The following is a 22,766-nucleotide window of genomic DNA, read 5'->3' on the forward strand; positions in this document are numbered from 1 at the left end:
TGATTGGAGTGGAGTCAGCGTCACTCCTAGGGGATTTAGCGTCACAGAGGAGACCCTGGAGCGAACGTAAGTGAGTGAAGCGGCTCCTCGGACGCCCCCTGGAAAGGATGCTGGCGGAACGGAAATCAACCTCTCACCTTGCAAAGTTGCTTTTTCTGCCGTTAACATCATCTTTTTGCAACAACATGAGAAGCTGCAAGTTCAGGACGTTACTTGCAGCTTCTTTTTTATAATATTTTAATATCTCCTGCATAGATTGTGCGAATCGTTCCATCGTCCTGCGTCAGCTGCAGGACACCATCGTCTGTAATGCCACTCGCAACCCCTTCAAACCGTTCACGTATCGTCGTTACCTCGATACGTTGGCCAATTGTACAGGACAATTGCTGCCATAGTGTCTTTAGACTGGCAAAACCTTCTTTGACATAAAGTTCTGTAAATTGTTCTAAATAGTGTAAGATAGAAGCCACAAGTGCCGCACGATTGATTTCTTCTCCTGCTTCTAATTGTAGTGAAGTGGCAATATCGGCAATTTCAGGTGAAAAATCAGCTGCTACTTGGTTTGCATTTATGCCAATTCCAACAAGTAAAGCTTGCACAAGATCAGCCTCTGCCTGCATTTCTGTTAAAATCCCTGTACATTTTTTGCCATTAATCAATAAATCATTGGGCCATTTAATCGCTGGTTCTATATGTTTATATAAGGTTTTAATGGCCATCGTGACAGCTACTGCCACCACAAGTGTATAGGATGAAGCCTGCTGTGGCGTAACATCTGGCCGCACGATAACGGTCATCCAAATACCTGTGCCCTTTGCAGACTCCCAAGGACGCGCCATACGACCACGCCCAGCTGTTTGCTCCTCACCAATAATAATCGTACCGTGTGGGGCGCCTTCCTGTGCAAGCTTATGCGCAATGGTTTGTGTAGAATCAACTACATCGTAATAATGGATTTCACGTCCAAAATGCTCTGTCTTTAAAAAAAGCTCAATTTGTGTAGGGCTCAAGCTATTTGGTACACCTGTCAATACATACCCCTTTTTCTTAATTGTTTCAAAAGTATACCCTTCCTCTTGTAATGTTTGCATATGCTTCCAAACAGCGGTCCTTGAGACACCAAGAGAATCTGCTAATTCCTGACCAGAAACTGCTTCACCATCAGCAGCCAATATTCTTTTTAAAATTTCGTCCTTCATGGAAATTGTCATCTTCACATCAATCCTTTAGTTAACTGTACTCTTGTTATGTAACTTATTTTGTCTTAATCATACTGTAAATTAACGTAAATGACCACCAACAATGGGGAAATAATAAAGCCGTCTCTCGAAAAAGAGAGACGGCTTTTGACTATCATGTATTTGGCTTTAAGTAAGATCATGCTGCTCTAGCCAGCTTCTAATCTGTTGTCGATCATTTTGAAGTTCCTGATGAAGAATGGCTGTCAGCATATCCTCCAACGCGGCTTTTACCCACGGTCCACCTTTTTTGCCAGACCATTTCAGTAAATCAGCCCCATTCACCACTAATTCTTGCTTATGTTTTATCGGTAACTTTGCCTGTAATTCTTGAATAGATTGCTGTGGTATCGAGACGTTCAATTGGCGAAGTTGAGCAAAATATTGTGCAGCCTCTAGTTGTTGCTCTGTGTAGATAAAATAATGACGATTTGTCCATCCATCTTTTAAAGCCTCATAAGCGGTTAAAACGGATTTAACAAACGCCAATTCCTTATTAGATAATCGATATTCACGCACTATCTCTCGCCATGCCGTTCCTTGTTGTAAGGCAAAATAGGCCCAGCCAAGGAGAGCGTCCTTTGTTTGGAAATCACGCCATTGCTCAGCCTGAAAATCACCTGCTAAATAGGCCGTCAAACCACTATCCTCTAGTTTTTGTAACCCCCCAAAAACTGTTTGTCCTACCCAAAGCTTATCAAGCTCTGCTTTAATGCGTTCTTTTGCAATAAAGGCCAAATCAGCAGCTCTTTGTTGGATGGCTGTGAATGTATTCGCCTCGATCGTAAAACCAAGCTGTGCTGAAAAACGTATAGCTCGTAGCATCCGTAAAGCATCTTCTGCAAACCGTTTTTGTGCCTCTCCTACCGCTCGTATAAGGTGCTTTTCAATATCTTGACGTCCATCATAATAATCTACAAAAGAGCCATCACGACGCATGGCAATGGCATTCATCGTAAAATCGCGGCGTTGTAAGTCCTCTTTTAGTGATCGAACAAAATGCACATTCTGTGGTCTTCGATGATCTGTATATTCCCCGTCTGTCCGATAGGTTGTCACTTCCACTGGTCCAGCGGGTACGATAACAAGTACCGTCCCATGCTGAATCCCAATATCTACAGTTTTTTGAAATACAGTTTTTACTTCTTCAGGCAAGGCATTTGTAGCAACATCTACATCATGGGCGGGACGATCAAGTAAAGCATCTCTTACCGCTCCACCGACAATAACCGCCTCAAAGCCTGCCTGTTCTAGTTGTTCAATAACTGAATAGGCTGCCTGCCATTCTTTATTGTTTTGCATGATTTCTTTCCGCAACCTTCTCGTACAGATTTTCATATTGTTCCACAATTTTGGACGAGTGGAATTTATCACCTACTGCAAGGATGGCCGCTTCTCGGAAACGCAGTAATTGTTCCTCGTCTTGCAATAAATGAGTTGCATACTCCGCCACTGCATCAGTATCCCCTAATTCCACAATATAGCCATCTACACCATGCTCAATGACTTCTGGAATACCACCTACGTTTGATCCAATACAAGGTACACCACAAGCCATCGCCTCTAATAAAACCAGTCCAAACGATTCCTGCTGTGATAGTAATAGTTTTAGATCACTAATCGCATACAATTCAGCTAAGTTTTCTTGTTTCCCTAAAAATAAAACATCCTTCATATATGGACTTTCCTTTACTTGGTCCATGACACGATGCTTTTCTGGGCCATCTCCTACTAATAAGAGCTTTGCCTTCATGTTGGCACGAATTTTCATAAAGGCGTCTACAATATGTGGAAGGTTTTTAATTTTACGGAAGTTTGATACATGAATGAGGACTTTTTCATCTTCTTCAATACCAAATTGCTCTTTTAAGTTTCCTGAATTTCGTGGGAAGTATTCGCGTTCGTCCACAAAGTTATAAATCGTTTCAATTGGTTTTACTGTATCAATTAGTTCATAGGTTTGTTCTTTTAATGCTTGCGACACGGTTGTCACAATATCAGATTTATCAATCCCATACTTAATGGCCTGTGAGAGCGTAGAATCCTGCCCAAGCACCGATATATCTGTGCCATGAAGGGTTGTGACGATGCCTATGTCTCGACCACTCATTTCACGTGCTAGCACCGCACACACTGCATGTGGGATGGCATAATGCACATGCAGCACATCCAACTCTTCATCCTTGATGACGTCTGCCATTTTACTCGCTAATGCAATATCGTATGGAGAATATTGAAACACTGAATAATTACTAACTTCGACTTCATGGAAAAAGACGGTTGGATAAATTTTATTCAATCGAAATGGTACGCTTGAGGTAATGAAATGAATTTCATGTCCTCTTTCTGCAAGCATTTTGCCTAATTCTGTTGCAATGACACCAGAGCCACCAACTGTAGGATAACAGGTAATGCCGATTTTTAGCTTTTTCATTCGATGATCATCCTTTCTGAATCACGTCTTTTGTTAATTACGTCTTTCTTGTATCAGTCTCCAATCCACAAAGCCTTCTTGTAGGCCTTTTAGTAAAATTTCTGCTGTTCCCATATTTGTCGCCAGTGGCACTTGGTAAACATCACAAAGACGGATTAGTGCAGAAACATCTGGCTCATGTGGTTGTGCTGTTAACGGATCACGGAAAAATATCACCATGTCCATATCATTATTGGCAATCATTGCGCCAATTTGTTGATCGCCACCAAGTGGCCCTGAACGAAAACGTGTCACTTCTAAACCAGTAGCTTCGATGACACGTTGTCCTGTTGTGCCGGTAGCATATAGCGTGTGTTCATGTAAAATATTTTGGTAAGCAATAGCAAACTGTACTAAATTATCTTTTTTACGATCATGTGCAATCAATGCGATTTTCATATAGCTTCCATCCCAATCTTTAGATGATGTTTTCTAAACCATAAACAAGCTGATCCATTTTCATAACCTCTTCTATGCAAAACGCAACACCAGACATAAAAGAATTACGGTTTAATGAATCATGGCGAATCGTTAGTAGCTGTCCATCCCCTCCAAATAATACTTGCTGGTGTGCCACTAAACCAGGTAAACGTACGGAGTGAATACGCATGCCATCAAAGTCTCCACCTCTTGCACCTTTAATGGTTTCTTTCTCTTCTGGATGTCCTTGTGCCTTTGGCGTACGGACCTCTTGTATTAACTGTGCCGTTTTCACCGCTGTACCAGATGGTGCATCAAGCTTCTGATCATGGTGCATTTCTATAATCTCTACATCTGGTAAGTATTTGGCCGCTTCTTTTGCAAACTTCATCATTAGGATAGCACCAATCGCAAAGTTCGGTGCAATAATGCAACCTAACTCTTTCTCCTTGGCCATGGCTGATAATTCCTCTAGTTGTGCATCTGTGAATCCTGTTGTACCAATTACAGGTCGTACATTTAAATTCAGTGCTTCCTTCGTATGATTGTAGACTGCATGTGGATTGGTTAAGTCCACTAGTACATCCGGTGCAGTTGCTTCTACAAGATCATGCATTTCTGTAAAAATAGGCACTGTATAGCTTGCTGGAAATATATCTAAATCAGCTAGTGTTTTTCCTACTTCCTTATAATCTAGTACAGCTACTAATTCCATTTTGTCATGTTTCATGACCGTATGTACAGCCTCAGCCCCCATTTTTCCTCTTGCTCCTGCAATGGCTACACGAATCGACATCATTCTTCATCCTTTCTAGTCCAACGATCCTTATCTCTAGTTTCAAATTTATGTATGACGCGTAATAGTGCTTCATCTAGTTTAATACCTTGTGCATTGGCAAAACAAACTAATACAAAGAAAAAGTCCCCTAGCTCCTCTTCAATACTGTTTGTATCCTCTGTACTCTTTTTCTTTTTTTGTCCATACACATCCTGAACTTCACGTGATAGTTCACCTAATTCTTCTGTTAGACGCGCAAGTAATTCGAATGGTGGAAAATACCCTTCTTTAAATTGTCCTATATAGTCATCGACACGCTGTTGTAATGCTTGCATTGTTAGTTGATCTGCCATAAAAATCACACTCCTATTTACCATCGTATAAAATTTACACCATTGTTGTCAAAACCAATAAAATGTCAGATAATAGATTACACTACTTCATTTGTTTGGAACTACAGGAGGTCAAATGCTAAAACAGATTAAAATTCGTAATATTATCGCAATAATGCTCGGAGCAGCCGTTTTCAGCTTCGGCTTTGTTCACTTCAACATCCAAAATCAGCTGGGTGAAGGTGGACTAAGTGGGATTACACTCATACTATACTTTACATTAGGATGGGACCCCGCTTTAATGAACCTGTTATTAAATATTCCCATGTTTATCATAGGTTATCGATTACTTGGAAAAAAATCATTTGTCTATACGCTTGTCGGCACTTTATCCGTATCTCTTTTTCTGAAAGTTTTCCAAAAATATCAATTTACCATTCATTTAGAGGATGACATGTTGCTTGTGGCACTGTTTGCTGGTGTCTTCGTCGGACTGGGACTTGGGATTGTCTTTCGTTTTGGCGGCACTACAGGTGGTGTCGATATTTTGGCACGACTAGGGCATAAATATTTTGGCTGGAGTATGGGGAAAACCATGTTTGTCTTCGATGCCATCGTCATCCTCCTGTCTTGGCTAACGTTCTTAGATGCACGGTCGATGATGTATACATTAGTAGCCGTATTTGTTGGTGCCCGTGTCATTGACTTTGTTCAAGAAGGAGCCTATGCTGCTCGTGGTGCGCTTATTATATCGGAAAAGTCTGGTGTAATTGCTGAAACAATCGCTCTACGAATGGAGCGAGGTATCACCATTTTAGAAGGACATGGTCATTTTACCAAACAACCGAAAGAGGTAATCTATTGTGTGATTGGTCGCAATGAAGTTGTACGGTTAAAATCTATCGTGCATGAAGTAGATCCGCACGCATTTGTTTCCATCATAGAAGTACGGGATGTGGCAGGAGAAGGCTTCACATTAGACGATCAAAAGCAGCCGCTTCATTAAGCATACGAAGATAAAAAACTTGCTATAGTGGTGCTCCACTATAACAAGTTTTTTCTTAGTCGTCGCTACGCATATTTGTAAAAATTAACACTAAACGTAATAACTCAAGTACAGCTACAGCTGCTGCTGCTACATATGTGAGTGCTGCTGCGCTTAACACTTTTCGTGCAGGACGTTCTTCTTCGTTTGAAATAATACCTAGTGAATTCATTTGCACTAAGGCACGTTTCGAAGCATCAAACTCCACTGGCAGTGTCACTAATTGGAAAACAACACCTGCTGCTAATAATATGATACCTAATAGCAAGAAATTCGTACTACTGGCAAAAATACCTATCATTACGAAAATCCAAGACGCATTGGAAGAAATGTTTGCTACTGGAACGAGCTTACTACGTAATGTAAGCATAGAATAAGCTTCTTTATGTTGGATGGCGTGACCTACCTCATGGGCAGCAACCGCAGCACCTGCAACACTCGCTTCATAAAAATTACTTTCTGATAAAGCCACAGTTTTTGTTGCCGGATTATAATGATCAGACAACACACCTTGCGTTGGCACAACTCGTACATCATATAAGCCGTTTGCATCTAAAATCGCACGCGCTACCTCTGCACCAGTTTGCCCCTTCATTGTACGTTGCTTTGCAAATTTATTATACGTACCCTTTACCTTCATTTGAGCATAAAGTGGAAGCAGCATAATAATCGCAAAATATACAATATACATGCTCATTGACAATTTTCTAACCCCTTTCTACCTCGATACTATAATTCTATAATTTATACCCTAATTCGGCAAATATTTGCGCCACCTAATTGAGAAAACTGCAAGTAAAATACATGCAATTGATAACCAAAATGTAAAGTAACCAATATAGCTTGTGTAATTCGCTAAATCTCGATACATGGGCATTTGACCAAATACATAGTCAATGACATCATTATGCAATGTCCAAACAGCTGCTATCACAACATGCCAATAAGTGAAGATATATTTCTTCATGTACAATACAGCTTGCACTGCCATAGCAAAGTGTGAGCCGACTAGCATCCAGCCCTGCCAGCCAATAGACCCTGTTTCAACTAATGTCCAAATATTCATCACATCTGCCCATAAGCCATATTTCACCAATGTAACAAGGGCAAGCACTTCCATCAGTGGCCAGCTTTTCCCCATAATCCAAGCGATCAACACAAAGCAAAAGAATAAGCTAGCTGTCGGGCTATCTGGTACAAAAATATAAAAAATAGGCTCTGTGATGGCTAGCTGCCACCCATACCAATAATAGCCATAAATTGTACCTAGTAGATTAATAATAAGCAGCGCTATCAAGAAGGATTTATGGGTCAGAAGGTACCAAATATGTGCTTTTGTGATTTGCATGATGTCAACTCCTTCCGATAAAAACAATCCCTTATTATGTATAGTTCTGAAATTCTAGAGCTTTCCCTCTATACTTCAGGTGTACCTCAACATCAATATGTGTTATTTTATTGATTTAATCCGCTTATTTGATTCAAGAAAAAATGTTTTTTCGACATCTTTCGCTAAATTTCATGATACGGGGGAACCTTTTTGCATAGCTTTCAGTCCCAATAGTATAACAAGGTAGAAAAAAAAGAGCCAGTTTCCTGACTCTTTTACTATTACTCTGCTTTTAAGCTTTCGATGAATTCAGCAAGTTTTTGAAGATCTTCATCTGAACCTGTCCATAATCCTGGTGGCATTTTACCACTCTCAGAACCATTATGAGCAATGTCCTTAATTTGATCAACCGTTAAACCTGTGTTCATTAGAGATGGCGCACCAGCCCCACCTTCTAAACCTTCACCGTGACATGTAATACATGCAGAACCAGCGTAGATTTTATAACCTTCTGATTCTTTATCGAACTCAACTGTTTCTACGATGGCACCCATAGCTTTTTGAGCTTCCCAGTCATGGTTAACAACTGACTCCCAAGTTAGGTAGAACATAGCAGCTAAAGTTAATAACATAAACGCTGTTGGTAATGGACGTTTAGATGGACGACGTTCTGGACCCTTGTCTAAAAATGGCATTAATAATAGCGCTCCAAATGCAAGACCTGGAATTACAATAGCTCCGATTACATTGTATGGACCAGAAGCAAATGAGTATTTTAAAAGTTGATACATAAATAAGAAGTACCAGTCCGGTAGTGGTGTATACGCTCTAGTTGGATCTGCCGGCCCTTCAAGTGGTGACGGGTGAGCGACAGTTAGTAATAAGTATCCAATTAAAAATACAGCACCTACCATCCATTCCTTCAGTAAGAAGTTCGGCCAGAAAGCTTCCGTCTTACCTGGATATTCGGAATAATCCTTTGGAACATTCGGCATTCTGTGATTCGCTTTAATACGAGAATCGCCGACAAATTTCATTCCTTTTCCGCGATGCATAGTGTCCCCTCCTTTTAAAGATCATCGAACCGTCAAGACAATTACAACGGTCCTGAAATTCCTTGACGACGAATCATGATAAAGTGCGCTGCAAGTAACCCAAACAATACTGCAGGTAAGAAGAATACATGAATCGCAAAGAATCGAGTTAACGTTTGAGCACCAAGAATCGTAGTGTCACCCGCTAATAATATTTTAATCATCCCACCGATAAACGGTACAGATGCAGCAATTTCGATACCTACTTTAGTAGCGAATAATGCTTTCATATCCCATGGTAATAAGTATCCTGTAAAGCCAAGACCCATCATTACACCAAAAATACCTACACCAACCATCCAGTTTAACTCACGAGGTTTTTTATAAGAACCTGTGAAGAATACACGAAGTGTATGTAAGAACATCATTACGATAACTAATGAAGCTCCCCAGTGGTGCATACCGCGTACGATTTCACCAAATGCTACTTCGTTTTGTAAATAATAAACTGATTTCCAGGCATTCACAACGTCTGGTACATAGTACATTGTTAGGAACATACCAGATAGAATTTGAATTACTGTGATGAAGAATGTTAATCCACCAAAGCAGTAAACGAATGCTGAAAAATGATGTGCAGGGTTAACGTGCTCTGGCACTTCGTGGTCGGCAATATCACGCCAAATCGGTGTAATATCTAGGCGTTCATCGACCCAATCATAAATTTTATTTAGCACAGTTGTCGTACCCCCTTACTTATTTAACTAGAGTATTTGCTTTTGCTGGACCAATCATTAAATAGCCATCTTGTTCTTGTACTTCAAATTCATCCAACGGACCTAGAGGTGGTGTACCTGCAACGTTTTTCCCGTTTTTCTCATAACGACCTGCGTGACATGGGCAGAAGAATTGTTCTGGGTGTCCAGAATCTCCATTCCAGTCAACCATACATCCTAAATGCTTACAAACAGGTGATAGAGCAATGACTTGATCGCCGTTTTTATATACCCACGCTACGTTTGTAACATTCGATTTGTACCATGCGTCAACTTGTTCGAATGAAAAGTCAACTTTTACAGGTTCTTCAGTGAGGTCAGCGACTTTATGCTCTGTTTTTACAAAATCTCCACCATCATGCTTTTGTAACACTGGATCAATTGCGAATCGAAGCATTGGCATTAGCATGCCTGCCGCCATAAATCCACCTACACCAGTAAGTGTATAGCTTAGAAATTGACGACGTGAAACTCGATTATTACTCATTATTTTCCCCCCTCTAACTTAAAGGTCAGTCCAACGGACATACTTTTACAAATAGTAATACTAGGACATATATATGATATATCAAGTCCATAGCTTGGTCAATATAGCATTCTGTGGAAAGCTGGAGAATGTGAACATTTATTGAAACTAATTGTTAAATCTGTGCCCATTTAGTCGAAAGCATTGGAATCACTTGTCGTAATTGATCTTCTAGAATGGATTTTTTCACACTCGCATCCATACTTTCTAACGGAATCGCTGGTAACCAAATCATATTGACTATCTCTCCACTCTTTGTCCAATAATGGTCACAAGTAATGAAGAACACATGCTTAAATCCAGCATTATGTAATTGTGCTTCTAATTGCTGTGGTAAGTCATCGTTTTTTAAAGTTGTCATATAAGAAAATGGTGGCATAACTAGTAGTCGGCCTTTAAACTGCTGCTCTATAAAAGAAGTTAAAGACATGACAAAATCTACCTCGGCACCACTCTGTTTCATTTTTTCAGCAGATAGATCAATGGATACAAGTGGAACAATCGCGGTATCAATAAAATCTTTTTGTGCCATAAACGATGTTACATCGTTTGCATTAAAATACATTCAACAAACCCTCCTTTTATTGCAAAATAAAAATGTCCTTTTCCACTCTTCAATAGGATACCCAATTAAAAGTGAAAACAATCATTCACTAGTAATGTTACCATATTGAAATGGATAAAGGACATTCAATTTTTACCTATAATTAACGTAAATTAGCCGTTTCCTTCAATGCTTGTAACAAATTAGACAATTCATAAAAACGCGCTTCATCTCCCTGGTCGAGGGCTTCATCAATTTGTGCGAGTAATTTCTCCTCTTGGAATACGAGTAAGCTATTGGAAAGCAGCTCTTCTGCCAGTAAACGATCCTTTTCACTGACTAGCAGTGTTTCTGGCATATAAGGGTTTTCTTCAAGAACTGCTAAGTATTGTGCACTTGGTGGTATATTTGGAAAATTCAATTGTATATACATATCTTCTTGTTCATGTAAGCGTAAATCATGGAAAGACTTCTCAGCATCTGCCGTCATTACATTACCTTTATAGAAACGAAAAGGCACACCTGTTGAGTCTACTGTCGACATCACCATCGCCCTAGGACAATAGTGAGCTTCTTCCACAAAACGGATTCTTTTTAACAAGTCATCATTACTTAATAAGTAATTTAAAATCCATACACACTCACGACGTTTCAATTGATAATTTTTTAAAAACCATCGAACAAATGCTTTTTTATCAACAACTGATACAGAAGCAGTCATACCCACTCCCTCCTTTACTCAAATTCTAAGGTTTCTAACTTCTCCTGCCACTCTGGTTCACCCGGTTGAATGTTGATTAATTGTCCAAGAACCTCTCTTGCCTCTGAACGCTTTCCTTCCTCTAATAAGAAGTAAACATATTTTTCTAAAAATGTTGCGTCTTCCTTAAAATCATTATATGCCAAACGGTAAAATTCGTATGCACGGTCGTACAATTCTAAATTTTCATATGCCTCTGCTGCAAAAGGATATAAAGTGCTCCATTCAAAATCATTTTGCTGTAATGTCTCAAATAACTCAATTACATCCTCATGACGCTCCTGTTGTCCAAACACAGAAATAAGTGCCAGTACCGCTTCCATATATTCAGGATCGAGCGCTATAGCTTCTCTTAGATATTGCTCAGCTTCTTCTGGCAAACCATTTTTCAACGCCATTTTCCCAGCAAACAAATAAAGTGATTTATCATATTCATCACGCTTTAACCCCTCTTGAATGGCAGCATAAGCTTTTTGATTATCCTCTGTCATTGCATAGCTTTCCGCAAGCAATAAATAGGCTGAGAAGTAATCAGGATCTAATTCTTTCAATTCCTCTAGTTGTTTAATAGCCATCTCGTATTTTTTTGACTGGAAGGCTGAATAAGCAGCTCCAAATAAAATATCGGGCTTTACTTCCTCTTCAAGGGCTTTGACATAATAATCGAATGCCGTCTCATAGGCTGCCCCTGCACGATACACCTCTGCTAATCGTTCGACAAGTTGAATACCAGCAAATTCATTTTGCTGCTCATATAAGTCCTCATACAATCTTGCTGCCTCTAAAAAACGACCCGTTTCAAATAAAAGCTCTGCTTTGGCAAAATGTAATAATGGCTCGTCTGGTAAAATTGCTAATGCTTCATTTATACGCTTTTCCGCAACCTCAAATAACCCTTGCATTTGATAATAATCAGCTAAAACCAATAAAGCTTGTGGATATTCTGGTGAGGTTTCTTCAATTTCTAATAATAAATCTAATGCATCATCTTCATTACCAAGCTCCATTAGGACATTGGCACGATCTATTTTTAACTGTGCTTCTTCTGGGAATAAAAATTGTAAATGCTCCAGCACACGGTCAGCTTCTTTCATGTACCCATACTGCATAAAAATCTCAGCAAGTGCATAGATCTCCTCGGGTAGCTCCTTCATTAAAAATGATTCTAGTAGCTGATCTATTAATGCTAAATCCCCTTGTTCAAGTGCTTGCATCATTTCAGTCATCGCATTGTTCACAGTCATTCACCTATTCTTTCGTTGATACCTTTATGCTACAAAACATTTACCTCTGAAACAAGAAAAAACTCCCCAAAAGCTTGGAGAGCCTCTCTTTAATTGTTACTTCACTGCCTCAATATGCTCAAAGAACGATGGGTAGGATACAGCAATACATTGTGCATCATCTAGTGTAATAGCACCATCTGTTATTAAAGCTGCGACAGCACCCATCATGCCAATACGATGATCGCCATATGTTTGAAGACTTGCACCTTTTAATGGCGTGGGTCCCTCAATAATCATCCCATCTTCTGTTGCTTCAATTTGGGCGCCAAGCTTTTTCAATTCATTCACAACAGCTGTGATACGGTCAGTCTCCTTGACCTTTAGCTCCTCAGCATCTTTAATGATCGTTTGACCATGTGCTTGCGTAGCGAGTAATGCAAGGATTGGAATCTCATCAATTAAGCGAGGTATAATGTCCCCTTCAATTGTTGTACCGGTTAAAGTAGATGTTGCGATTTGAATTGTTGCTGTAGGTTCAGCTTGATTGTCATCTTTTGGCGTTACCGTCATCGTGGCGCCCATTTTTTGCAGCACCTCAATCATGCCATCACGTGTTGGATTAATACCTACATTATTTAGTGTCAATTGACTATTTTTGCAAATCGCTCCTGCCACTAAGAAAAATGCAGCGGATGATATATCTCCTGGCACAGAAACATGCGTCCCCTTGAGAGCTTGTCCTCCTTCAATGGATACAATGCCATTATCTACTTCTACATGTGCACCAAATTGACGTAGCATTCGCTCTGTATGATCTCTAGATACATCCATTTCTCTCACAATGGTTGTTCCTTCAGCACGCAAGCCCGCTAGTAAAATAGCAGATTTCACCTGTGCACTTGCTACAGGCATCTTGTAATCAATGGCTTGTAATTTTGTACCTTGAATGGCTAACGGTGTATATTGCCCGTCGGCACGCCCTGTAATTTGTGCCCCCATCTGACGCAGTGGATCTATAACACGTCGCATTGGTCGCTTTCCGATGGATGCATCACCAGTCATGACTGAATGAACATTAGAACCAGCTAAAATGCCTAGCATTAAGCGTGTTGTAGTACCAGAGTTACCCGTATACAACACTTCTGTCGGCTCCAGCCAACCATCGATCCCTGGACTATGAATGGTTACATTTGTTCCTTCCACCTCAATTTGAACGCCAAGTTTCTGGAAGCAATCAATTGTGCTTAAACAATCTTCACCTAATAAAAAGCCCTCTACTGTTGTTGTCCCACTAGCAATTGCCCCAAACATCACGGAGCGATGAGATACAGATTTATCGCCTGGAATGGTTAAAGCGCCCTGTAAAGAAGGTTTGTTGTATTGCAATACTTTTTCACTCATGAACTTTATTCCCTCCAATATGAAGATAGAAAGCGCCGAAATACCGACGCTTTCTTTTGCTAAGAAATATACGTTTCGAAATTTGCTCGTTTTTGAATACATGCTGCAGCACGTTCGCGATCATTTTCACTTTGGAAGCTAATGACTAGAATACCGAAAACATCTTCTCGTGATTCGACGATGCGTAGATTCGTAATACTAATCGCTTCATCTGCTAAATAGCCTGTCACTTCTGAAATAACACCTGGATAGTCAGGAACATCAACATATAAGTCGAAGGGTGTATACATAGCCCCTGCACTAATCGGTAATTCATCTCTCAGTTCTTTGGCAACAGCAAAATAGTTTTCAATATCCTGTGAAGAACCATCTGTCAGCAGTTCCTTAATGCGTGTCATTTCTTTTTCCCAGCCATCTAATTGCGTGAGTAGCTCCTCGCGATTTTGCAGCGTAATATCTCGCCATAAAATGGGATTAGAAGAGGCTATTCGTGTCACATCACGAAAACCTCCTGCCGCAAGAGAACGTGTCATTGGGTACTCGCCATTCTCTCCACCTAATTGATGGACAAGTGAGGCAGCAATAACATGTGGGAAATGACTCACCACAGCAGTCATGTGATCGTGTTCACTGGCAGATACACTGACTACTTTTGCATGTGTAAATTTTAGCAAACTTTCAAGCTGTGCCATATGAATAATTTCTTCTCCAGCAAGCGGTGTAAGCATGTAATATGCATTTTCAAAAAGATGGGCCTTTGCAGCCAAAACACCACTTTTATGAGAACCCGCCATTGGATGTCCACCAATAAACGTTATGCCAAGTTCACGTAATTCGCCGGCTTTTTGCATAATTAATTTTTTTGTACTCCCAGTATCTGTTACGATGACTTTATTTTTTAAAGGCCATGATTTTAATTGCTCCATCCAATCCAGTGTTGCATTAACGGGTGTCCCAAAGATAATAACATCAACATCAGCCGCAACAGCCTGTGGATCTGTGACAATATCATGCACAATATTTAATGTTTTCGCATGCTCACGTGTTTGAGCATCCATATCATAGCCAATAATTTTTGTTTCAGGTGCTTTTTGCAAAGCAAGGGCAATGGAGCCACCGATTAATCCTAGCCCTATAACGAGTACTTTGCGTGTCATGCAAATACTCCTTGTTGTTTTAACACTTCGTCAAGTTGGCTAAGTAATGCGGCATTTTGAGCCTCTGTTCCAATTGTGACACGGATAAATCCTGGTAATCCTAGCGCATTACCACTGCGCACAATAAAGCCTCTTTTCATCAGCTCTTGGAATACAACATCACTATCAGCATGGGTATCAAAGAAAATAAAGTTTGTATCAGATGGGAAGTATTTTAGATTATGTTTTTTACAAAATTCTACATATTGTTTTTTGCCTTTTTCGTTGGCTTCACGGCATGCTTCAATATATTCTTGATCACTGAGTGCAATGGCAGCAACAGCTTGACTTAAGATTGTATTATTAAATGGTGCGCGGACAGGATCAAGCTTAGCAATAACATCAGGTTGGCCAATTGCATAGCCAACGCGGAATGATGCTAAACCATATGCTTTAGAGAATGTACGCAATAAAAGAACATTCGGATATTCATCAATGATTGGTAACGTATCCTTGTGGTCTGGATGTGTGACATATTCAATGTAAGCCTCATCTAGCACGACAAGGACATCGCTTGGAACCTTTGCAAGAAAGGCACGCAATGCAGCATCTGGAATGACCACTCCTGTTGGATTATTCGGACTACATACCCAAACAATAGACGTTTGGTCATCAATTGCAGCCAACATTGCCTCTAAATCATGTGCCCCCTCTTGACAAGGCACTTTACGTACTTCAGCACCTTCAATTTCAGCATTGTGCCAGTATTGAGAGAAGGAAGGGTCGGCCATAACCGTATTTACCCCTGGATACAACAGAGCACGAGTAATAATAGCAATGATGTCATCAGAGCCGTTACCAAAAAGAAGCTGTGTTTCTGTCACACCTAAATGATTTGCCACAGCTGTACGCAAGTTTTGTGCATAGCCATCTGGATAAAGTGCATGATTCACTGCATTATTTTGTAAATAAGCTGTTACCTTAGGTGAGCATCCAAATGGATTTTCATTCGATGCCAATTTAATAACTTCCTTTAAGCCATATTCACGTTGTACTTCTTCAATTGGTTTACCTGGCTTATATGCTTGCATACCGTCCAATTGTTGTTTCCACTTCATCTAAAACATCTCCTCTACTTATTTAGCCTGAGCCAAATCTGGTCTTAATTTCACTGCATCATTGAGATACAAGTGCTTTACATCTTTTTGGGCTACCTCTACGTTCGCATGAATTAATATACGAATACATAATGGTAATGCGTCTGGCACATCCATTTCATGTGTACACATAACAGGGACATATTGCCAGCCATCCATCAAACGTACTGCACGAGCAGGAAATGCTGAGGTAATATCTGGCGTTGTAGAAATAAGGATCGATGCAATATCATCGATCTCCACATTATTTGCTGCCACAACCTCACGCACTAATCTTGCTGTCTCATCCCATACAAGCTCTGGCTTGTCAGATTCAATTGTTACTGCTCCTCTAAGTCCACGAATCATACAAGCACCTCCGCTAATAACTGTCTATATTCAGCATCTATTTCTTTACATTCTTCTATATCAATGGCTTTCACAAAAGGTTTACCAATTTTTTCTAGAAGAACAAATTGTAAAATGCCATATTCCGCTTTTTTATCTTTCATTAAGTAGCTAGTTAATTGTTCAAATGAATAATCATTTACAGCCTCAAAAGGATAGCCATTCTTCACTGCAAACTGTAAAAAAGCTTGAGTGAACGTTCGCTCTAGTTCACCATATCGTTCACTTAATAGAAGACAGTAGACGAGCCCAATCATAACAGCTTCACCATGTGCCACTTTACCATAACCCGCAGCTGCTTCAATAGCATGTCCATATGTATGGCCTAAGTTTAAAAACTTGCGAACGGATTGCTCTGTTTCGTCCTCAGCTACAATTTGCGCTTTCACTTCAATTCCCTTTTTTAGCTGCTTCGCTAGTTCATTTTGATTAAAATGAATTACAGAATCTGCTGTCATTAATTCCTCTAACCAAGCTGAGTCAGAAATCATGGCATGCTTAATTAACTCCGCTGTTCCTGAACGCACCTCACGCTCTGATAAACTTTCTAAAAGCGCTGTATCATAAATCACACCTTCAGGCTGATAAAATGCGCCAATCATATTTTTTCCTAGTGGATGATTAATAGCTGTTTTTCCACCGACTGCGGAATCATGCGCTAGAATGGTTGTTGGAATTTGAATAAACGGAATCCCTCGCATATAGGTTGCCGCAACAAAGCCAGTTAAATCACCAACTGCTCCTCCTCCAAAGGCAAAAATAAATGATTTTCGTGAGCATTTTTGTTCCAATAAAAATGTTTGAGCAGCATTGTATTGTTCAAAGGTTTTGCATGCTTCACCACCAGGCAAAATAAAGACCTCAAAATGATAAGGGAAATTTGCTTTGAAGTACTCTCCCTGTGCAGCCCATACATTGCTATCTGTAAACACAAAGAGCTTATCTGCTTTTTGAAGTTTATCAGCAAATGCCTCCACAGCTTCAGTTAGAAATTGATGACCAAGAACAACTTCATATTGATGCGATTTTGTTGCCACTGGTACACGCATAAATCAGAACCCCTTTGCATATTGACGATGCTCGTCAATTTGAGCTTGTAATTGAGGTAGTTGATCACTATGGAATTGCTCCAAAATAGCATTCGCTATTTCCCAGGCAATAACATGCTCTGCAACTACAGATGCTGCAGGTACTGCACAGCTATCAGAGCGCTCTACGCTTGCTTTAAACGGCTCTTTTGTTTCGATATCTACACTTTGTAATGGTTTATATAAAGTAGGAATTGGCTTCATCACACCACGTACTACAATAGGCATACCTGTAGACATACCGCCCTCTAAGCCACCAAGTCGATTGGTTGCACGTGTATAGCCTTCTTCTTCAGACCAAATAATTTCATCATGCACTTCAGAACCTTTACGACGTGCCATTTCAAAGCCAAGTCCAAATTCTACACCTTTAAAAGCATTAATGGATAGCATAGCTGCTGCAAGTTTCGCATCCAGCTTACGATCATAATGTACATAAGAACCTACACCAGCTGGCATGCCTTCTACAATAACCTCTACAACACCACCGATCGAATCACCAGCTTTTTTCGCTTCATCAATGGCCTCAACCATTTTGGCAGAGGCTACTGGATCTACACAGTAACAAGGATCAGCTTCAACTATGGCACGAATTTCTTCTGTTGTTTTTCCTTCTACTAAAGATGTATCTGCCTTAATTCCCACTATCTCTGTAACATGTGCAACAATGGAAATGCCTAGTTCATTAAGTAAAGCCTTTGCCACTGACCCAACTGCTACACGTACAGTTGTTTCACGTGCAGAGGAACGCTCTAATACATTCCGTAAATCACGGTGACCATATTTCATGCCCCCAACTAAATCGGCATGACCTGGTCGAGGTCGTGAAATTTGACGTTTGATATCTTCAGGATTGATATCATCAGCCAATGGCTCAGCTCCCATAATTTTAGTCCAGTGCTTCCAGTCATCGTTTGTGACAACGAGTGCAACAGGAGAACCAAGTGTCTGACCATGACGAACACCCGCAACAATCTCTACTGTATCTGTTTCGATTTGCATGCGGCGCCCACGTCCATGACCTCCTTGGCGTCGTTTTAAATCGTGGTTAATTTTTTCTGCTGTAATGGGTAAGAGTGACGGTAAACCTTCAATAATTGTCGTTAATTGAGGTCCATGTGACTCACCTGCTGTTAAGTAACGCATAAACACTTTCTCCCTTCAACTCGCTAAAGTATGTATTTTTCACTATAACATATATTCTTTAAAAAAACAGTCCTTTTACAAATGTCTTTTAAGTACCTACCATTTTCATAGATCTAAATGTGAATATTCTGAACCGCAGTTATAAAAAAACACTAGCTAAATTTTATAAAAAATACGCCTTTGCTTATGATAAGCGAAAAGCGTATGAAATATCTATGTTTAATGCTTGGCCAACTATATGTACATGACTAATTGTGTCATTTGTACAAAGCTTTTCATCCATATTATTAATTATTTTTGCGATAGAAGAATGTGTCTTCTACATCAAACTCATAACGTGCTGGATTAAAGATTTGCTCTGTCGATCCAACAAATAAAACGCCGTCCTTGCGTAGTGCCTTACTAAAATTATTATAAATTTGATCTTTCGCTTCTTCTGTAAAATAAATCATGACATTGCGACAAACAATTAAATCATAATTGCTGTCATAAGAGTCATTCAATAAATTATGTTTCTTAAAGGTTACACAACGCTTAATTTCATCCTTCACACGATAGAAGGAGCCTTCTTGTTCAAAATACTTTGCTTTAATGTCATTTGGCACCTCGGCTAAAGAGCGTTCAGGGTAGACACCTAACTTCGCTTTTTGTATCACATTCTCATCTAAATCAGTGGCAATAATTTGAATTTGAGATAAAGGCACCAATTGAGATAATACCATTACTAAAGAATATGGTTCTTCTCCTGTTGAACAAGCAGCACTCCAAATTTTTAAACGCTTATTTGTTTGTAAAAGCTTCGGAAATATTTTCTTTTGTAATACTTCCCAGCGCTTTCCATTGCGATAAAATTCAGAAACATTGATCGTCATACGATCTAAAAATTCATTCATTAAATCACGATCTTGTTCAAGTGCCTTTAGAAAGTCTACAAAATTACGATAGCCCTTTTTCTCATAAAGAGAGGTTAATCGTCTTTTCATTTGCGCTTCTTTATATAACGCTAAATCTATTCCTGTTTTGCGCTTAATACCTTCTATAAACTGTTCATAATCAGACATATGGTCATCTTCCCCTCTAGCGTCGTATTACCATTATAGCGGAAAAGTCCCAATCCTGAAATAGTCTTTCTCATGTATACTCATCTACTTGCTTGCGTTTTGCTTTTCCTCTAAAAGTAATACTTTCGACTGTTCTAATTCAAGGCGCATTTTTTCTGTTTCGATCGTATAAGTTTCTAACCTAAGCTTTTCTAATTCTACTTCTTTTTCAACAGCCTTCAGTTTTATTTTTTGTTGTCTTGTAAGAGCGTCTGTAAAAATTCCAGCTAGAGAAATAATGACGCCTCCAATTATCGCTACAATGGCAATTGACAATCCGTCCACATCCTTTCGTTACTAAGATTATACGGCAAAATGGAAAAATAGTTTCATTTTTCAGGAATTTATTCCAATAAAAAATGAAGGTAGTTTTTCACCACCCTCATTCTATCCATTAACGTTAGACTTGTATGCGGTACTCTTTTAAATCTTCTCGTAATTTAGCCTTTAAGAATTTACCTACAGACGTTTTTGGTACTTCGTCAATGAAGACAATATCATCAGGAATCCACGTTTTATGGAATTGTTGCTGTAGACTCTCTAGTAACTCTTCTTTAGTAATCGAATCCTTAAATTCTGGCTTTGCTACAACGCAGGCTAATGGTCGCTCCAGCCACTTTTCATGTGGAATGGCAATAACAGCCGCCTCAAAGACCTTTGGATGGGACATTAATGCATTTTCAAGCTCGACTGAAGAAATCCATTCGCCACCACTCTTAATTAAATCCTTTGTACGGTCGGTGATTTTTATATAGCCATCTGTTGTCATCACGGCAATATCACCTGTGTAGAGCCAGCCGTCCTTAAAGGCTTCTTCCGTTCGTTCATCATGATAGTACTCATTGGCAATCCATGGACCTCTGATCGTTAGCTCTCCCATCGTTTTGCCATCCCAAGGCACTTCTCCATTTTCATTGACAATCCGTGTATCAATAAGAGGCATGGTCATGCCTTGTGTAATTCGAACATTCATTTTTTCATCAGCCGTATAGTCCTCCATATGTGTTAAATACGTGGATAGGCTTACAAGCGGTGATGTTTCGGTCATACCGTAGCCTGTCATGTACGGAATATTGAGTTCTTGTTCAAAGCCTCGGACAAGACCAATTGGTGAGGCAGAACCTCCACAAACAATTAATCGCATAGACGATAGGTCACGAGGATTTTGACGCTGCTCCTGTAGAACGCCCAGCCATATTGTCGGTACACCTGCTGTCAACGTGACTTTATACACATCAAATAACTCAAGCAATAGCTGTGGTGTAAACATTGGACCCGGTAAAACCTGTGTAGCACCAAATGCGACACCTGCAAATGGTAATCCCCATGCATTCGCATGGAACATTGGTACAACAGGTAACACCACATCTGACTCACAAATCGCAATACTGTCAGCAAGACCAGCTGTTAAACTGTGGAGTACAATACTGCGATGTGTATAGACAACTCCCTTTGGCATACCTGTCGTTGCACTTGTATAGCACATGCCTGCAGGTGTATTTTCATCTAAATCATCTGGGAATGTGAAATGTTCATCTGCCTCTGCAAGTAGCGCTTCATAGGAAAGAGCATTTGGGATCGGTATCGTTTCTACTGCAACAGCATCACCCATAATGATAAAATGCTTGACCGTTTTCAGCTGAGATACGATTGGTGCAATCAATGGCACCAGATTATCATCTATTAATAAAATTTCATCCTCGGCATGATTGATGACATAGGCAATATGCTCAGGGGCTAATCGAATATTAATCATATGCAATACTGCGCCAGCACATGGTACAGCAAAATAGGCTTCCAAATGACGGTGGTGGTTCCAAGCAAATGTGCCCACCTTCATTCCTCGCTCCATTCCTAGCTTCGTCAGAGCATCAGCTAATTGGCGAGTCCGTTTGACATATTCTTTATACGTGAACTCATGAATAGTAGTGGCGCTTGTTCGAGAATAAATTTTCTTTGAGTGAAAAAATCGTTCTGCGCGATTCAAAAAACTTGTTAATAATAAGGGTGTATCCATCATATGCATTATACCGCTTCCCTTCATCTACGATTTTTTGAAACGATCAAGACTAAAACTATTTAAACTAGATTTTGCCGTTACCTAGGTTGCATGCGAATGGCACCATCTAGACGAATGACCTCTCCATTTAACAAGCCATTGTGGATAATATTTTCAACCAAAAGGGCATATTCCGAAGGTTTACCAAGTCGCTTAGGAAACGGTGTCATTTGAGCAAGAGCCGTTCTTGCAGGCTCAGGTAACGAAGCAAACATCGGTGTTTCAATTAATCCTGGCGCAATCGTCATCACACGGACACCGATTTCCGCAAGCTCTCTTGCAATTGGCAACGTCATCGCCGCTACGCCACCTTTTGACGCGCTATAAGCAGCTTGTCCAATTTGGCCATCAAATGCAGCCACAGACGCAGTATTAATAATGACGCCACGCTGTCCATCTTCATTTGGTTCATTATGCTGCATTTTATCCGCAACTAGGCGGATGACATTAAACGTACCAACTAAATTAACAGCAATCACTTTTTCAAATAGAGCAAGGGCATGTATACCACGCTTGGAAATAACTTTACTCGCATCTGCAATACCAGCACAGTTCACTGCAACATTGACCTTACCAAAAGCTGCAACAGCCTGCTCAAGGCCTGCCGCCACGTCCTCTTCCTTTGTGACATCCACTCGTGCATAAAGGACATTTTGACCTAATTCCTCCACTAGAGCTTGTCCACGCTCATCATTGACATCAAATATAATCGCTTTGCCACCCTGTCCTATCAGTTTACGAACGGTTGCCTCTCCTAAACCTGAGGCACCCCCTGTTATGACGGCCACCACTTCATGTTCTTTCATCAGA

At 40.1% G+C, this 22,766-nt stretch carries 25 protein-coding genes; 1 reads left to right on the forward strand and 24 read right to left on the reverse strand.

Translation table 11 applies throughout. The features are described 5' to 3' along the window. Window positions 1-227: 227 nt before the first annotated feature. From ACEVFT_RS19580 to ACEVFT_RS19605, 6 genes are all read right to left on the reverse strand, one after another. Complete coding sequence (locus ACEVFT_RS19580) at window positions 228-1,211, reverse strand: biotin--[acetyl-CoA-carboxylase] ligase (protein ID WP_205442385.1); 984 nt, start codon at window positions 1,209-1,211, stop codon at window positions 228-230. A gap of 156 nt (window positions 1,212-1,367) precedes the next feature. Further along, the gene (locus tag ACEVFT_RS19585; RefSeq protein WP_393951049.1) at window positions 1,368-2,540 is read right to left on the reverse strand and encodes a CCA tRNA nucleotidyltransferase; all 1,173 of its coding nucleotides are present in this window, start codon (window positions 2,538-2,540) and stop codon (window positions 1,368-1,370) included. Then, window positions 2,527-3,672, reverse strand: coding sequence for an N-acetyl-alpha-D-glucosaminyl L-malate synthase BshA (bshA, locus tag ACEVFT_RS19590; RefSeq protein ID WP_205442383.1), 1,146 nt, complete (start codon window positions 3,670-3,672; stop codon window positions 2,527-2,529). The genes ACEVFT_RS19585 and bshA overlap by 14 nt, the downstream gene beginning before the upstream one ends. Before the next feature lie 33 nt (window positions 3,673-3,705). Beyond that, window positions 3,706-4,110 carry a methylglyoxal synthase gene (gene mgsA, locus ACEVFT_RS19595; RefSeq protein ID WP_205442382.1) on the reverse strand — a complete coding sequence of 135 codons (405 nt, stop codon included), beginning with the start codon at window positions 4,108-4,110 and terminating at the stop codon, window positions 3,706-3,708. Between the two features lie 19 nt (window positions 4,111-4,129). Beyond that, window positions 4,130-4,927: a 4-hydroxy-tetrahydrodipicolinate reductase gene (dapB, locus tag ACEVFT_RS19600; RefSeq protein ID WP_393951050.1), complete on the reverse strand. Its 798-nt coding sequence runs from the start codon at window positions 4,925-4,927 to the stop codon at window positions 4,130-4,132. Next, entirely contained in the window at window positions 4,927-5,262 is a 336-nt protein-coding gene (locus ACEVFT_RS19605; protein WP_036077682.1) for a nucleotide pyrophosphohydrolase, read from the reverse strand. Before ACEVFT_RS19605 ends, dapB begins: the two co-directional genes overlap by 1 nt. A gap of 115 nt (window positions 5,263-5,377) precedes the next feature. On the opposite strand from ACEVFT_RS19605, the gene ACEVFT_RS19610 reads away from it, so the two are divergent. Beyond that, the gene (locus tag ACEVFT_RS19610; protein WP_393951051.1) at window positions 5,378-6,247 is read left to right on the forward strand and encodes a YitT family protein; all 870 of its coding nucleotides are present in this window, start codon (window positions 5,378-5,380) and stop codon (window positions 6,245-6,247) included. A gap of 55 nt (window positions 6,248-6,302) precedes the next feature. On the opposite strand, the gene ACEVFT_RS19615 is transcribed toward ACEVFT_RS19610, so the two are convergent. From ACEVFT_RS19615 to ACEVFT_RS19700, 18 genes are all read right to left on the reverse strand, one after another. Next, window positions 6,303-6,977 (reverse strand): zinc metallopeptidase, encoded by a 675-nt coding sequence (locus ACEVFT_RS19615; RefSeq protein ID WP_205447354.1) that lies wholly within the window; start codon window positions 6,975-6,977, stop codon window positions 6,303-6,305. A gap of 60 nt (window positions 6,978-7,037) precedes the next feature. Further along, the gene (gene lhaT / locus ACEVFT_RS19620; protein WP_393951052.1) at window positions 7,038-7,634 is read right to left on the reverse strand and encodes a lipoprotein heptaprenylglyceryl N-acetyltransferase LhaT; all 597 of its coding nucleotides are present in this window, start codon (window positions 7,632-7,634) and stop codon (window positions 7,038-7,040) included. Window positions 7,635-7,897: 263 nt separating this feature from the next. Then, the gene (locus ACEVFT_RS19625) at window positions 7,898-8,671 is read right to left on the reverse strand and encodes a menaquinol-cytochrome c reductase cytochrome b/c subunit (RefSeq protein ID WP_205442378.1); all 774 of its coding nucleotides are present in this window, start codon (window positions 8,669-8,671) and stop codon (window positions 7,898-7,900) included. A 41-nt stretch (window positions 8,672-8,712) separates the two neighbouring features. Beyond that, entirely contained in the window at window positions 8,713-9,387 is a 675-nt protein-coding gene (qcrB, locus tag ACEVFT_RS19630) for a menaquinol-cytochrome c reductase cytochrome b subunit (RefSeq protein WP_036123184.1), read from the reverse strand. Window positions 9,388-9,406: 19 nt separating this feature from the next. Next, window positions 9,407-9,913, reverse strand: coding sequence for a QcrA and Rieske domain-containing protein (locus ACEVFT_RS19635; RefSeq protein WP_205442376.1), 507 nt, complete (start codon window positions 9,911-9,913; stop codon window positions 9,407-9,409). Window positions 9,914-10,067: 154 nt separating this feature from the next. After that, window positions 10,068-10,517 carry a DUF2487 family protein gene (locus ACEVFT_RS19640; RefSeq protein ID WP_205442375.1) on the reverse strand — a complete coding sequence of 150 codons (450 nt, stop codon included), beginning with the start codon at window positions 10,515-10,517 and terminating at the stop codon, window positions 10,068-10,070. A 142-nt stretch (window positions 10,518-10,659) separates the two neighbouring features. Further along, window positions 10,660-11,217 (reverse strand): ReoY family proteolytic degradation factor, encoded by a 558-nt coding sequence (locus ACEVFT_RS19645; RefSeq protein ID WP_205442374.1) that lies wholly within the window; start codon window positions 11,215-11,217, stop codon window positions 10,660-10,662. A gap of 14 nt (window positions 11,218-11,231) precedes the next feature. Continuing rightward, the gene (locus tag ACEVFT_RS19650; protein ID WP_205442373.1) at window positions 11,232-12,500 is read right to left on the reverse strand and encodes a tetratricopeptide repeat protein; all 1,269 of its coding nucleotides are present in this window, start codon (window positions 12,498-12,500) and stop codon (window positions 11,232-11,234) included. Window positions 12,501-12,596: 96 nt separating this feature from the next. Then, entirely contained in the window at window positions 12,597-13,883 is a 1,287-nt protein-coding gene (gene aroA, locus ACEVFT_RS19655; protein ID WP_393951053.1) for a 3-phosphoshikimate 1-carboxyvinyltransferase, read from the reverse strand. Window positions 13,884-13,942: 59 nt separating this feature from the next. Next, window positions 13,943-15,040: a prephenate dehydrogenase gene (locus tag ACEVFT_RS19660; protein WP_393951054.1), complete on the reverse strand. Its 1,098-nt coding sequence runs from the start codon at window positions 15,038-15,040 to the stop codon at window positions 13,943-13,945. Then, entirely contained in the window at window positions 15,037-16,137 is a 1,101-nt protein-coding gene (gene hisC, locus ACEVFT_RS19665; RefSeq protein ID WP_393951055.1) for a histidinol-phosphate transaminase, read from the reverse strand. The genes ACEVFT_RS19660 and hisC overlap by 4 nt, the downstream gene beginning before the upstream one ends. An 18-nt stretch (window positions 16,138-16,155) precedes the next feature. Further along, entirely contained in the window at window positions 16,156-16,524 is a 369-nt protein-coding gene (aroH, locus tag ACEVFT_RS19670) for a chorismate mutase (protein WP_205442368.1), read from the reverse strand. Next, window positions 16,521-17,612, reverse strand: a complete 1,092-nt coding sequence (gene aroB, locus ACEVFT_RS19675) for a 3-dehydroquinate synthase (RefSeq protein WP_393951056.1) — start codon at window positions 17,610-17,612, stop codon at window positions 16,521-16,523. The genes aroH and aroB overlap by 4 nt, the downstream gene beginning before the upstream one ends. A gap of 3 nt (window positions 17,613-17,615) precedes the next feature. Continuing rightward, a complete protein-coding gene (gene aroC / locus ACEVFT_RS19680) occupies window positions 17,616-18,797 on the reverse strand; it encodes a chorismate synthase (protein WP_342443017.1) in 1,182 nt (393 codons plus the stop codon). A 287-nt stretch (window positions 18,798-19,084) separates the two neighbouring features. After that, window positions 19,085-19,858, reverse strand: coding sequence for a CheR family methyltransferase (locus ACEVFT_RS19685; protein WP_205442364.1), 774 nt, complete (start codon window positions 19,856-19,858; stop codon window positions 19,085-19,087). A gap of 84 nt (window positions 19,859-19,942) precedes the next feature. Continuing rightward, window positions 19,943-20,173: a hypothetical protein gene (locus tag ACEVFT_RS19690; protein ID WP_205442363.1), complete on the reverse strand. Its 231-nt coding sequence runs from the start codon at window positions 20,171-20,173 to the stop codon at window positions 19,943-19,945. Window positions 20,174-20,297: 124 nt separating this feature from the next. Further along, entirely contained in the window at window positions 20,298-21,923 is a 1,626-nt protein-coding gene (locus ACEVFT_RS19695) for a long-chain fatty acid--CoA ligase (protein ID WP_393951057.1), read from the reverse strand. 71 nt (window positions 21,924-21,994) lie between these two features. Then, entirely contained in the window at window positions 21,995-22,762 is a 768-nt protein-coding gene (locus ACEVFT_RS19700) for a 3-hydroxyacyl-CoA dehydrogenase (RefSeq protein WP_393951058.1), read from the reverse strand. Between the last annotated feature and the right edge of the window lie 4 nt (window positions 22,763-22,766).

The sequence above is a fragment of the Lysinibacillus sp. PWR01 genome (assembly GCF_043359455.1).
Lineage (GTDB): Bacteria > Bacillota > Bacilli > Bacillales_A > Planococcaceae > Lysinibacillus > Lysinibacillus fusiformis_F.

Excerpts from the sequence above, each read along its gene's own strand:
- ACEVFT_RS19580 (WP_205442385.1), bottom strand. The coding sequence starts at position 1,211 with ATGACAATTTCCATGAAGGACGAAATTTTAAAAAGAATATTGGCTGCT.
- ACEVFT_RS19585 (WP_393951049.1), bottom strand. The coding sequence starts at position 2,540 with ATGCAAAACAATAAAGAATGGCAGGCAGCCTATTCAGTTATTGAACAA.
- bshA (WP_205442383.1), bottom strand. The coding sequence starts at position 3,672 with ATGAAAAAGCTAAAAATCGGCATTACCTGTTATCCTACAGTTGGTGGC.
- mgsA (WP_205442382.1), bottom strand. The coding sequence starts at position 4,110 with ATGAAAATCGCATTGATTGCACATGATCGTAAAAAAGATAATTTAGTA.
- dapB (WP_393951050.1), bottom strand. The coding sequence starts at position 4,927 with ATGTCGATTCGTGTAGCCATTGCAGGAGCAAGAGGAAAAATGGGGGCT.
- ACEVFT_RS19605 (WP_036077682.1), bottom strand. The coding sequence starts at position 5,262 with ATGGCAGATCAACTAACAATGCAAGCATTACAACAGCGTGTCGATGAC.
- ACEVFT_RS19610 (WP_393951051.1), top strand. The coding sequence starts at position 5,378 with ATGCTAAAACAGATTAAAATTCGTAATATTATCGCAATAATGCTCGGA.
- ACEVFT_RS19615 (WP_205447354.1), bottom strand. The coding sequence starts at position 6,977 with ATGTATATTGTATATTTTGCGATTATTATGCTGCTTCCACTTTATGCT.
- lhaT (WP_393951052.1), bottom strand. The coding sequence starts at position 7,634 with ATGCAAATCACAAAAGCACATATTTGGTACCTTCTGACCCATAAATCC.
- ACEVFT_RS19625 (WP_205442378.1), bottom strand. The coding sequence starts at position 8,671 with ATGCATCGCGGAAAAGGAATGAAATTTGTCGGCGATTCTCGTATTAAA.
- ACEVFT_RS19635 (WP_205442376.1), bottom strand. The coding sequence starts at position 9,913 with ATGAGTAATAATCGAGTTTCACGTCGTCAATTTCTAAGCTATACACTT.
- ACEVFT_RS19640 (WP_205442375.1), bottom strand. The coding sequence starts at position 10,517 with ATGTATTTTAATGCAAACGATGTAACATCGTTTATGGCACAAAAAGAT.
- ACEVFT_RS19645 (WP_205442374.1), bottom strand. The coding sequence starts at position 11,217 with ATGACTGCTTCTGTATCAGTTGTTGATAAAAAAGCATTTGTTCGATGG.
- ACEVFT_RS19650 (WP_205442373.1), bottom strand. The coding sequence starts at position 12,500 with ATGACTGTGAACAATGCGATGACTGAAATGATGCAAGCACTTGAACAA.
- aroA (WP_393951053.1), bottom strand. The coding sequence starts at position 13,883 with ATGAGTGAAAAAGTATTGCAATACAACAAACCTTCTTTACAGGGCGCT.
- ACEVFT_RS19660 (WP_393951054.1), bottom strand. The coding sequence starts at position 15,040 with ATGACACGCAAAGTACTCGTTATAGGGCTAGGATTAATCGGTGGCTCC.
- hisC (WP_393951055.1), bottom strand. The coding sequence starts at position 16,137 with ATGAAGTGGAAACAACAATTGGACGGTATGCAAGCATATAAGCCAGGT.
- aroH (WP_205442368.1), bottom strand. The coding sequence starts at position 16,524 with ATGATTCGTGGACTTAGAGGAGCAGTAACAATTGAATCTGACAAGCCA.
- aroB (WP_393951056.1), bottom strand. The coding sequence starts at position 17,612 with ATGCGTGTACCAGTGGCAACAAAATCGCATCAATATGAAGTTGTTCTT.
- aroC (WP_342443017.1), bottom strand. The coding sequence starts at position 18,797 with ATGCGTTACTTAACAGCAGGTGAGTCACATGGACCTCAATTAACGACA.
- ACEVFT_RS19685 (WP_205442364.1), bottom strand. The coding sequence starts at position 19,858 with ATGTCTGATTATGAACAGTTTATAGAAGGTATTAAGCGCAAAACAGGA.
- ACEVFT_RS19695 (WP_393951057.1), bottom strand. The coding sequence starts at position 21,923 with ATGCATATGATGGATACACCCTTATTATTAACAAGTTTTTTGAATCGC.
- ACEVFT_RS19700 (WP_393951058.1), bottom strand. The coding sequence starts at position 22,762 with ATGAAAGAACATGAAGTGGTGGCCGTCATAACAGGGGGTGCCTCAGGT.